At 49.2% G+C, this 11452-nt stretch carries 13 protein-coding genes; 8 read left to right on the forward strand and 5 right to left on the reverse strand.

Annotated elements, in window-relative coordinates; genetic code table 11:
* Positions 1 to 148: 148 nt before the first annotated feature.
* Both L1285_RS01965 and L1285_RS01970 read right to left on the reverse strand, forming a co-directional pair.
* Positions 149 to 385, reverse strand: a complete 237-nt coding sequence (locus L1285_RS01965; RefSeq protein WP_235410769.1) for a hypothetical protein — start codon at positions 383 to 385, stop codon at positions 149 to 151.
* A 12-nt stretch (positions 386 to 397) separates the two neighbouring features.
* Positions 398 to 898: a hypothetical protein gene (locus tag L1285_RS01970; protein WP_235410770.1), complete on the reverse strand. Its 501-nt coding sequence runs from the start codon at positions 896 to 898 to the stop codon at positions 398 to 400.
* A 253-nt stretch (positions 899 to 1151) separates the two neighbouring features.
* Between L1285_RS01970 and L1285_RS01975 the strand changes: the two genes are divergently transcribed.
* The 3 genes from L1285_RS01975 to L1285_RS01985 all read left to right on the forward strand — a co-directional run bounded on the left by L1285_RS01975 (position 1152) and on the right by L1285_RS01985 (position 3384).
* Positions 1152 to 1589 carry a GNAT family N-acetyltransferase gene (locus L1285_RS01975; RefSeq protein ID WP_235410771.1) on the forward strand — a complete coding sequence of 146 codons (438 nt, stop codon included), beginning with the start codon at positions 1152 to 1154 and terminating at the stop codon, positions 1587 to 1589.
* Positions 1590 to 1750: 161 nt separating this feature from the next.
* Positions 1751 to 2854, forward strand: a complete 1104-nt coding sequence (locus L1285_RS01980; RefSeq protein ID WP_235410772.1) for a YHYH protein — start codon at positions 1751 to 1753, stop codon at positions 2852 to 2854.
* 17 nt (positions 2855 to 2871) lie between these two features.
* Complete coding sequence (locus L1285_RS01985; protein ID WP_235410773.1) at positions 2872 to 3384, forward strand: hypothetical protein; 513 nt, start codon at positions 2872 to 2874, stop codon at positions 3382 to 3384.
* Between the two features lie 66 nt (positions 3385 to 3450).
* Here the strand turns inward: L1285_RS01985 and L1285_RS01990 are convergent, their stop codons facing one another.
* On the reverse strand, positions 3451 to 4257 hold the full coding sequence (locus L1285_RS01990; RefSeq protein ID WP_235410774.1) for a hypothetical protein: 807 nt from the start codon (positions 4255 to 4257) through the stop codon (positions 3451 to 3453).
* Positions 4190 to 5416: a winged helix-turn-helix domain-containing protein gene (locus L1285_RS01995; RefSeq protein WP_235410775.1), complete on the reverse strand. Its 1227-nt coding sequence runs from the start codon at positions 5414 to 5416 to the stop codon at positions 4190 to 4192. The genes L1285_RS01990 and L1285_RS01995 overlap by 68 nt, the downstream gene beginning before the upstream one ends.
* Positions 5417 to 5528: 112 nt before the next feature.
* On the opposite strand from L1285_RS01995, the gene L1285_RS02000 reads away from it, so the two are divergent.
* Together L1285_RS02000 and L1285_RS02005 are read left to right on the forward strand one after the other, a co-directional pair.
* Complete coding sequence (locus L1285_RS02000; RefSeq protein WP_235410776.1) at positions 5529 to 6533, forward strand: alpha/beta hydrolase; 1005 nt, start codon at positions 5529 to 5531, stop codon at positions 6531 to 6533.
* 109 nt (positions 6534 to 6642) lie between these two features.
* The gene (locus L1285_RS02005) at positions 6643 to 6834 is read left to right on the forward strand and encodes a hypothetical protein (protein WP_235410777.1); all 192 of its coding nucleotides are present in this window, start codon (positions 6643 to 6645) and stop codon (positions 6832 to 6834) included.
* A gap of 96 nt (positions 6835 to 6930) precedes the next feature.
* Here the strand turns inward: L1285_RS02005 and L1285_RS02010 are convergent, their stop codons facing one another.
* On the reverse strand, positions 6931 to 7740 hold the full coding sequence (locus tag L1285_RS02010) for a sulfite exporter TauE/SafE family protein (RefSeq protein WP_046007175.1): 810 nt from the start codon (positions 7738 to 7740) through the stop codon (positions 6931 to 6933).
* Between the two features lie 435 nt (positions 7741 to 8175).
* On the opposite strand from L1285_RS02010, the gene L1285_RS02015 reads away from it, so the two are divergent.
* From L1285_RS02015 to L1285_RS02025, 3 genes are all read left to right on the forward strand, one after another.
* Positions 8176 to 9150, forward strand: coding sequence for a DUF1852 domain-containing protein (locus L1285_RS02015; protein WP_235410778.1), 975 nt, complete (start codon positions 8176 to 8178; stop codon positions 9148 to 9150).
* A 29-nt stretch (positions 9151 to 9179) separates the two neighbouring features.
* Positions 9180 to 10226, forward strand: coding sequence for a methionine synthase (locus tag L1285_RS02020; RefSeq protein WP_235410779.1), 1047 nt, complete (start codon positions 9180 to 9182; stop codon positions 10224 to 10226).
* A 131-nt stretch (positions 10227 to 10357) separates the two neighbouring features.
* Complete coding sequence (locus tag L1285_RS02025) at positions 10358 to 11407, forward strand: Kelch repeat-containing protein (protein WP_235410780.1); 1050 nt, start codon at positions 10358 to 10360, stop codon at positions 11405 to 11407.
* Positions 11408 to 11452: the final 45 nt, after the last annotated feature.

Below are 11452 nucleotides of genomic sequence, written 5' to 3' on the forward strand. Positions count from 1 at the left end.
ATAGGGAGAATAATATGACACACCGGGCATGACCTATGGGTGTGATCAGCAAGGCTATATCTGGGTGCCGCAAGTTCCTTGTATTTCGTGGTCGCCACCCAGCCTGAATAAGTGTTTAAAGTGCTGAATACAAAAACGCCAGAAGTGACTAGGGTTCCTGGTGGCAACCAATCTCGCTGTCGCAATTTGCAGCGCGCTCTCGCCATATGCGCCCATCCATGCGCACGCGCCAGATAGCAGTGTCATGGTAAGAGCCATCACGATTGCGAGTAACAACTTTAACGTCGGTATAATAGCCACTTGAATGCAGCGCTCGCAGTCCTTCTTGTAAGTGAAGATAATCCAGGCTAGTCATAGCAAAGCTGTCGCATTCTGAGCGACACACATACTCGAACCTTTACATGGTTTTGATAGAGAAATTACCTTTCCCCATCATGTTGTCGCTCATTACTCTGCCATCCATCACAAACTGAGCGTACTGTTTTACAAATGGATGAAGCTGCTCGGTTGTCAGACCCAGGTAGGTGGCCAGGCGTGCATCATTTTGGTTGATCTCGGCTCTCAGGCGTTGTTCAAACTCTGGAGAATAGCCGTCAGCATGGTACTTTGCTTCCTGTACCGCAGGGATCTGGTTAAAAGGCAGGATGTCATCAGGCACTTCACTGTCGTGATAACCCGCTGGTGCAGCCAGCTTGGTCATAAAGCGCTCGTACTTCTGGGCGACATCGGCATAGCGCTCAGCGCTCATTCCCATTGCATTGGCGCCTTCATTAAATGCTACCTGCATTTCCTTGAACTCAGCCATTGCCTTATCACTAATCTGGCTGTTGGCGTGCGCGAGCGTGCTATGGCTCAGTAATGCAGCAAGTGTACATGCGCTCAGTGGTAACTTTTTCATTTCAGATCCTCTCCTTTTGATTAGTGAGATAGAGGTAATTTTATGTGTATTTTTTGTCAAGTTTGTGGTTGTGTGTTTTTTTCACTTTCAGCTATCTGCCATTGCAGGTAGCAAGTTTAGGGCTTATCACCCCATCGCCAGCTTACTGTTGATCCTGTAAAGTTAATGACTGATGAATATCGGGCACTTGGTAGAATTTTTGCCCGGTGGTATTTACGTCAGGTTTGCCAGGGCTCAGAAATAGGGGAATGCAATGATAGAACTAAAAGAATCAAACCCATCAGATATAGCGCACTTTGTAGAAATGGAAAGGGCCACAGACACGTCCGGCTTTATTCTGCCATACAGTGCGGAGCAACATCGCGCCGCGATGGTACAGCCACACATAGTGTATTTGTCTATCTATGACAGTCAGTCGCTAGTCGGTTTTATCATTCTGGCACGCGAGGGCGAAACCAGCGTGGAGTTTCGCAGAATTGTGGTCGGCGTTAAAGGTCGCGGTATTGGTCAGCAAGCCCTCAGCAAAATGGAGCAATACAGTGTCGATGTGCTTAAGTGCAAACGCATCTGGCTAGATGTGTTTACCGACAACGCCCGTGGGATCCATATCTACCAAAAATTAGGTTATACCCTTTTTGAGCGGGGCGCGCATCAGGGGCGTGCTTTGCTCTATATGGAAAAAACACTTTAAAGTTAGTCTGGCATCTGGCCCAACCAGGCCAAGGCCAGCGCGCCGTACACTTGCACAGTATTTGCACTTTCTTTGCGCGGTGTTTGCACAATCCACTCATATAGTGAAATCAAAGGTAGCGTTTTGGCTATCAGATGTTCCGTTTTGTGGGAGTGGTTGGTATGAATACAGTACATAAAAGAACAATGTTGGCGACCTGGGTGTCGGTGTTGTTGTTATCTGCATGTGGCTCGGGTGGTGGTGATGATACTCAGGCTCAGTCGAATTCGCTTAGTGCTGAAACCAACAGCACCAACACAGGATCAGCAACGCAGAGCGACAGCACGGGGGATACATCAACTGATAATAATGCCGATAACGGGTCCTCATCGGATGATTCAAACACCGAAGAGACAGAGTCGGGTGCCAATACAGACACGGGCACGGCGCTGACATCTGGCTCGACTGACGGCGTGCTGTGTGATTACTTTTACAACGAGTTCAATGATTCCGCCTCGGTACAAATGACCAGCAATGCCGACTGGAGCTGTACTGGCAGTACTCGGCAACTTACTGCCAACGGTATTCCAGACCATGAGACGGGCACTTTCCCTAATCCGGGCAACCCCAATACCATCAGCGAAACTGCGGTTTCTGTCAGTTATACCCTAACGCCTGAACAAACGGATACGGCTTCAACGCTCGGCGGACCAAGAGGCGCAACGGGCTATGTACTGAATGGCGTTAAAATAGACGCCAATACCGCAGGCTCGTGCGATGACTCCGGCAACAGCTGTAGTTTGGTGGGCAATACCGGAAACTGGCATATCGAAGCGCTTGGCCAGACCAGCTTTGACTTTGGCACCGATGACAACAATGCCCATGTGCAGCCCAATGGGTCTTATCATTACCACGGCATGCCGGAAGGCTTTATTGCCCTGCGTGGTGGCGACAGTACCAGTATGACCTTGATTGGCTGGGCCGCAGACGGTTTTCCAATATACGCCCGATATGGTTACAGCGATGCGCAAGACGCAACCTCGTCGTTAAAGGCGATGACGGGCAGTTATCAGCTGGTGGAGAACGTCAGCAGCAACCGCCCCTCAACGTCTGTGTATGCACTGGGGACCTTTGCCCAGGATTGGGAGTATGTGGCGGGCAGTGGTGACCTGGACGAATGTAATGGCCGCTATGGCGTCACCCCTGAGTTCCCTCAAGGCATTTACCATTACTATGCCACCGACACCTACCCGTATTTTCAGCGCTGTGTGAAGGGCCAACTATAGTCATAGGAGATCTAATCATGTTTTATTTAATCAAACGTATCGCTATGATCGCCTGTTTGGTCACGTCGACAGCAGCCAGCGCTCACTTAATGGTGGCCGAGCAGGGTACGCTGAATTTTGACGAGTCGGGCGCCTACCTGGTGGTGGCCATCGACCCGTCGAGTTTTCCAGATGCGGATGCCGATAAAAATGGCCATTTATCAGCAGAGGAGTTTAAACAGGCGCAAAGTGACCTGTTTAAACATGTACAGGCCCAGATTTATATGACCCAGGGAAAAACTAAAAAGCAGATTGAAGGTTTGCTCCTGTCACCACAAACTGCCCATCACGGCGACCAAAGCGAGATTGACCAGATTGTGGTCATGGGCAAGTTTGTCGGCGTTGATCACAAGCAAGGACTGCGATTTCACAATGGATTTTATGGCAAGGGTAACGACAAGCAGTTGGCTATGCGGGCCAAATACAAGCGCCTTGGCTTAACACAGCGCTTTATCTTAACCGCTAAGCAGCAGGCCGCAAAAGTGTTCTGAATGCCTGCGGGGTGGTTGAAGAGCATGAGCTGAGGCCAATTTGGTGGGGCGACTCATGCATCTTCATTATTTAAGTGTCATGAGCTGCTGGCGCATGCTAGGTTGCTCATATAGCCACACTCTGTCCTGATGGTCGACGCCTGCAGCCATTCGCTCTCCCAGAAACTGTGTTTGTATGGTTAAGTCGCTTAACGAGTAGCGGTAAAGCCAGTAACCTTGCGCTGTGCTCACTGAGGCGTACAGGTAGTGCGGGCTGACAAATAAATCGTCATATTCTCCCTTTCGCAATGTCTTGATCTCTAATTCTGTGCCGTCAATATACCTGAAAAGACGCTTGCCCCGGGTATAATAGATTCTCCCGTGTTGATCCGGCACTGCACAGCTTGCAGGCTGATCGGTTAAACGCGTGACTGCACCACTTGTGATATTCAGGATGGCAGGGATAGGGTGGCCATTACTAAGCTCATTAACCAACAACTTATTCGTGTCTTGTGTCCAGCCTCTCAGATACACCGGGTGCGTCAAAGTTATGCTGCGTGACATGCCCTGACCATCGACAATCGTCAACGTTTCATTAGAGATATAGGCAAAGCGTTGACCGTCGAGTGACCAGGCCAGTCCGTTAAGGTGCTCACCTGCCTTCGCATGATAAATAGCCTGCTCGCGTGCTGCCTGGCGCATATAAAGTGATTGGGTGCCCTGTTTGTCCGACAGGTAAAGGAGTTCATCATTTATCGGGTTTCTGGAAGGGAACAAATTAGCACCACGGTAGCTCAGGCGTGCCAGCGGTGAGCTGAGTGAGAAATCACTGTATTCCTGAAGTGCCAGAGTAAATTGACGAGTGCTTAAGAGCAGCTCGGAGGTTGTGCTCAATGGGCGTAAGCCGTGTGATGACCTGGTTATTGGCGAAGGGCAATAACGTGACCTCTCCACTCAGAGTCAGACTCTGCAGTTGGGCACCTTTAGACATTAACAGCTGTGCTGTGTGATTTTGCCAGGCAAGCGACTGATATGTCCCGCTTCCCTCAAAGAGGGTAACAGTCGCGCCCGTTTGTAGATCTAGGCTTATTACTTGTCGCTGTGATTGCCCCAGATCCAGCAGGATTGCTAATTGCTGGGGTTTTTCGATGTAGGTGAGATCTAAAATACTGTCACCGCGCTCAAATACAGCAACAGCACTGGTTGCCCGAGTGTGCGGATTAAAACGAAAAATATTGTTCCCTGAGGCGTAATACAAAGATGGTCCGATCATGACGGGCATGCTCTCAACCCGATGAGGCAGCGTAACAATGCGCTGCGGAGTATTATCAGGCCCTAAAGTCAGAAATTCGCTACGGTCATCACTTTCATTCACAACGTAAGCGGGTTGTCCCTGATACCAAAAGCTGGTGCGGATAGACCGTGTTGTTTGCAGCAAACGTGTTTCAAGCTCTTCATGCTTGAGCCACAACTCGTACTTTCCTTCTTCATTAACAACATATAGCGCCTGATTGGCAAACGCGCTTAACCCGTATCCACTTTGATTGATACGGGAAAGCGCAGACAACTGAGTGTAATGATGAGTTACAGGGGTTGTCTTGTGCGCCAACCGCTGTGTCCAGGCCCACCAAATCAGTAGTGCGCTCACGATGAATATAAGCGCAGCGCCAAGCAAGATGGGGTTTTTTCTTATCGCTGCTTTCGCTTCACCATTGGGAGTAGCGGGGTATTCAATCAGACAATAGCCTTGTTTGGCATAGGTACGTACAAACTGAGCTGTACTTGCACTTTCGCCCAGCGCTTTGCGGATCAGCGCGATGGCCCGCTGCACCAGACTTTGGGTAAAAATTTGATCCGGCCAGACCGCGTCAAATATTGCTTGTTGCGAAAGCACAACTCCCTGATTCTGATACAAACAGAGTAAGACGGCCATGACTTTTGGTTCAAGTTCCACACAGCCGTGGACGCTTCTGACCTCATTTCTCGCAAAGTCGAAGGTAAATTGCGCATAGTGCACTTCCCGCTTTGGGGTTTTTATTATTATATTTTTCAAAGGTTAAGCTTTTATTAAACAAATCTAACGACAAATTTCATTGTTTTTCAGGTTGATCCATTTCAGGGTGTTTGCAAAAAGATACCATTAATAAAACAACAAGGATTTAAACATGAAACTACCATATTACCTGATGAGTATACTATTGTTTGTATCTCATTTGGTGGCTGCCGAAAGTTATCAACTGAACTCCAAATATTTGCAATCGCCTCAAACCTACGAGGTGTTTCTGCCGGACAATTACGAGCACGAGCAGGTTAGTTATCCGGTCATTTATCTGCTTCACGGCCAATGGGATGGTGCATTACTCAATGCAACGCTCAGTACTTTGCAAAATAAGTTGCCCGAGTTTATTGTGGTGTCGGTGCATGCTCGGGGTAAAAAACTACAACAGACAAAAGGCAACACAATCGCTGCGCAGTTTTGGGACTATTTTTATCTGGAGTTGATGGCTCAGATCACCAGACAATACCGGGTTGCTCCCTATGCCATGCTGGCAGGTCATTCAAATGCCGGTAGCTTTGTGTTACGACAGTTTTTGACTAATAACAAACACTTTAAGCATTATATCGCGTTAAGCCCGTCGCTGGATGACGGTGAACTACTCGCCTTAGCAAAAAAACAGTCGGAACAGGTATATCAGGGAAAGTTGTTTATATCTGTCGCCAATGAAGGTGAACACATGGAGCAACCATTTGATCAACTGGTTGCTTTGCTGACTGCGCAAAACCAACTATCACTTGTTAACAGGAAATATCCTGACTATGACCATCAGGCGAGTAAAATCATCGGCCTGGTTGATGCACTAAACAGCGGGTTTCAAGATTGGGTGCCATCAGCTACGGTAAAAAAGGCAGGGTTTAAACCTTATCAGGCGCATTACGCGCAGCTAAAAGAAGAATACGGATTTGATGTTAAACCAGCAAAGGATGACGTATTGCGCCTAATTGCGTATTTTGCGATAGAAGCAAACGTAGCTGAACTGGCACAGTTTGTTGATTTCTTTGTTCAGCAATATCCGGACGGTAAAAATGCCCTGTTAGCATTCAGACAGCAACTGAGTGAAGCGGGGTATATGAAGGCGGCACAACGGATACCACTCAATGGTCCGCTATAAACGGGACGAAGCGGCAAATTTGTCCCTCTATTGCAAATATTCTGGATTAAGTTAAGGTCATTATTGAAACTTATTTATCAACACTTATTTATCAACACAAGGAATGATTATGAAACTGACATTTAAGAAAAAGCAAATCAAAAACTTAAGTAAACTCTCCACGCTGGCTGCTGATGCAACGCCCAATGTTGCTGGCGGTGAGTATACAAACACCGGGTGCACAACCATTTGCCCGTCTATTATTAAAATGTGTACCACTCGCCCCGGAGAGTTTAATTGCCATTCCACAATCATGTGTTAAACCTGTTTAAGTTGCAGCGCTGAGTGCCGCAACTCTTTGGTACTGAACCGAATGTGGTTAAAACGGGGGCGCTCAATACGGCCCTTATGATAGCGCCTAGGCGAGTGTCATATTCGCCGCAACCAGCACCAGCAACCCCGCAAAAATTTTCTTGATGGTTGGTACGGGTAAATGATGCGTTGCTTTTGCACCCAGCGGGGCGGTAAACCAGGACGTACAGACAATGCCCAGCAGTGCGGGCAGGTAGACAAACCCGGCAAACCCATCTGATAACGCAAACTGTGCACTGCCCGACGTGACGTAACCAACAGAGCCAAACAAGGCAATCACGATGCCACAGGCTGAGGCGCAGCCAATGGCTTTTTTCATATCAATGGAGAAAAACGTCAGCAGGGGCACCAGCAGTGCGCCGCCACCGATACCAATCATGGCTGAGAGCCCGCCAGTTAAGGTTGTAAACCCCGTTAACACCCCTTTATTGGGCATAGTGCGCTCGTCAGAAGCAGGCTTGTTATTGCCAAAAAACATCTTCAGTGCAATCAGAACCACGCTGATGGCAAACACCCAGCGTACGATTTGCTCCGGTAGCATGGCCGCTAAAAAGCCGCTGATCAGCGCGCCCAGTGCAACTCCCGTCATGATCCAGGGAGCCAGCTCCCAGGGCACATTGCCATTTTTGTGGTGGGCGATAGCAGAGGAGGTCGAAGTAAACAAAATAGAGGCCAAAGAGGTGGCAATGGCGGCGATAATCACCTGCTCAGGAGGCAACACCGCAAAGTATAACAAGATACTGCTTAGCACCGGAACAATCACCAGCCCGCCGCCAATGCCCAGGAGTCCGGCCAGAAAGCCCACACCGCTGCCCAGCACGGCGCAGCATATTATCAATAACAACAAGTCACTCATTGTGTTTGTCTCATTTTATTATTCGGATTTAGACAGATGACGAGGGGATTGCCTTGCAGGTAACCGGATCGCCACGTTCCACAGGAGTATATCAAGATAAGGGCGCAGGCTTTTCAGATAAGCTTTGAATATTCCTCACGTTTTAGTTGAAGGAAATTCACTTTAAACATCTGGATGTCTAGATGTTTAAATTTCCAGGTGTTTTCATGCCCATTTTCTTGTGGTTGGCCGACGAAAAAACGCAGCTGAGTAACAAGCATGAGCACAGCTCAAGTTTTAGGTGAAATTAAACCGTTTTTCTTCAAGTGCTTGCCCGGGTAACAATGTATGTGCTCTCAGCGCCAGACCTGTTTGATTATGGCTAAGTGCAAACGCTGCACTAAGAAGAGCACTGTACATTTGGGTTAATTACAGAAAATTGGATACCAGAACGCCATGAACAACGAGTTTACTTTTACAGTCAAAAGCCTCATTTTTGATGAGCATTATCGTCCGTCAGACAATACACGGATCACAACCAACTTTGCTAACCTGGCCAGAGGGGAAAGTCGTCAGGCGAACCTGCGAAATGCATTAAAGATGATCGATAACCGTTTTAATGCACTGGCGAACTGGGACAACCCAAACGGTGACCGTTATGCCATTGAGCTGGAGATCATCTCGGTAGACATCGACATTGCGGGCAGCGGCGAAGCTTTTCCTTCTATCGAGGTACTGAAAACCAACATTATCGACCATAAAACCGGTGAGCGCACCGAGGGCATCGTCGGCAACAACTTTTCATCTTATGTGCGTGACTACGATTTCAGTGTGGTACTGCTCGATCACAACAAAGGTAAACCGCAGTTCAGCATCCCCGAAGGATTTGGAGAATTGCACGGCAAACTGTTTAAACACTTTGTGAACTCCAGTGCCTATCAGCAAAACTTTAAAAAGCGTCCGGTGATCTGCCTGAGCGTGTCGGACAGCAAAACCTATGTCAGAACCGAAAACCAGCATCCGGTACTGGGCTTTGAATATGAGCCAAACGAGTCGTCGCTGACCGAGCAATACTTTAAAAAAATGGGTTTGCAGGTGCGCTATTTTATGCCGCCAAACAGTGTTGCCCCGCTGGCGTTTTACTTCTTTGGCGACTTACTGAATGACTACACCAACCTGGAGTTGATCAGCACCATCAGCACGATGGAGACGTTCCAGAAAATCTACCGCCCGGAGATTTATAACGCCAATGCAGTGGCCGGCAGACGCTACCAGCCAAACCTCAAAAATCAGGATCACTCACTGACGCAAATTGTGTACGACCGTGAAGAGCGCAGCAGGCTGGCGGTAGAGCAGGGACAATTTGCCCACGAGCACTTTATTAAACCTTATCAGACTGTGCTTGAGCAATGGTCGGCGAATTACGCCTGATAGTTAACGACAAAGAAGCGGCAGAAATTATGAAAACACTTTTACCTACCTCCACTGCGGGCAGTTTGCCTAAACCTGCCTGGCTGGCACAGCCAGAGGTGCTTTGGTCACCCTGGAAGCTCGAAGGACAGGCGCTCGTTGACGGCAAACAAGATGCACTAAGTGTGTCGTTGCACGAGCAGCAGCTGGCAGGGGTTGATATTGTTAGCGATGGCGAGCAAACCCGTCAGCATTTTGTGACCACCTTTATTGAACACCTCGACGGTGTGGATTTTGAAAACCGTAAAACGGTTAAAATTCGTGACCGGTACGATGCCAGTGTACCAACCGTGGTCGGCCCTATTAGTCGCCAGAAGCCGGTGTTTGTTGCAGACGCAAAGTTTTTGCGCCAGCAAACCAAGCAACCAATAAAGTGGGCCTTGCCCGGTCCGATGACCATGGTAGACACCTTGTACGACGACCATTACAAAAGCCGCGAAAAGCTGGCCTGGGAATTCGCCAAGGTATTAAATCAGGAAGCCAAAGAACTGGAAACGGCCGGCGTCGACATCATTCAATTTGATGAGCCGGCATTCAATGTGTTCTTTGATGAAGTGAATGACTGGGGCATAGCCTGCCTGGAGCGCGCCATTGAAGGGCTGAAGTGCGAAACGGCCGTGCACATTTGCTATGGCTACGGCATTAAAGCCAACACCGACTGGAAAAAAACCTTGGGTTCGCAGTGGCGTCAGTACGAGGAAGTGTTGCCTAAGCTGCAAAAGTCGAACATAGATATTATCTCGCTGGAGTGCCATAACTCGCGGGTGCCGGTAGAGCTATTATCTCTGGTGCGCGGCAAAAAGGTCATGGTCGGTGCTATTGATGTGGCGACGGATACGATAGAAACGCCAGAAGAAGTCGCCGCAACACTCAGAGAAGCCCTCAGATATGTGGATGCCGATAAGCTTTACCCCTGCACTAACTGTGGCATGGCACCGCTTGCACGGGACGTGGCCCGGGGCAAATTAAATGCCCTCAGTGCCGGTGCTGAGATAGTACGTAAGGAAATTCTCAGCGCACAGCGACCAGTCGCCTAGTCAGGCTCGCACGCTGGCTCTTTTATTTGATGTCGATTATGTTTTACGGTAACTGTATAGGATAACGCGCACACTGATCTTGCGCCCTGGCAGTACCGTATCATAATTTGATTAAATTTTAAGGAGTCAGAATGCGCCTATTCTCTGCAAGTCGGGTCTTTATGGTAATAACAGCTGTGTTGCTATCGGGATCGCTTGGGGCAGAGCAAAACGTTGAGCCTCGGACGCCATTTAGCTGGTCGGCCGGGCCCGACTTACCCATTGCGCTGCAGGAAGTGTACCCTGCGGTTTTTAACAAGCGTATTTTTGTGGGGGGCGGCTTTACGCCTTCCGATCTCCCGTCGTTTTCTGATTTAGGCCCCACCACTGACGTATTTTTACTTCACCCGGCTCACGCGCGCTGGACCAAAGCGCCTGCTTTGCCCGCAGCCCGGCATCACCTGGGTATGGTCGCTAATCAGCATTTTCTGTATGCCATTGGTGGTTTTACGGGGGCTAAGGATGATGCCTGGCAAATCCAGCGCTCGGTCTTCAGGCTCGACGGCAATATGCAGGCCTGGCGCAACGCGCCGTCTTTACCCATACCGCTTGCCGAATCTGTGTATGCCAGCGTGGGCAAAAACATTCATGTGATTGGCGGTAAAACGCCCAGCCGGGACAGCGGTAAAAACATAGATACCGACGCACACTATGTGCTGGTTAACAACGCCTACTGGCGTAAGGTTAAGCCGGCAAGTGTGGCGCGCAATTCCGCCGCCAGCGCGGTGATTGGTCATAAAATTTACTTGATTGGCGGACGTACCAGCGGCAAAGAAGGCGTTAACCTCAGCCACGGCGAAGTTTATAACACCAAAACGGATAGCTGGTCACCAATTGCACCTTTACCCGTTGCATCGGCGGGGCTGTCCGCCAGTGTGCTGGATGGTAAAATTATCGTGTCGGGTGGCGAGGTATTCGGCCCCAATGGGGACTGGCAGGCAGGCAAAGCCCTTGATGATGTATGGGCATACGATCCGCAAACGGATCTGTGGCAGGCACTGCCCAGCTTGCCGCAACCGCGCCATGGTCATGGTTCGGTCTCGTTTAACGAGCAGCTGCATATTATCGGAGGTGCTGCCAAAGTAGGGCCTCAGGAAACCTTGTCGTCGACCATCACGTTGTCGATACAAGCAAGTGAATAACAAAAAAGCGCCCGAGGGCGCTTTTTTAAATTGGCATGATAAACC

Origin of the sequence: Pseudoalteromonas sp. DL2-H2.2 (assembly GCF_021532535.1) — a bacterium.
GTDB lineage: Bacteria > Pseudomonadota > Gammaproteobacteria > Enterobacterales > Alteromonadaceae > Pseudoalteromonas > Pseudoalteromonas rubra_A.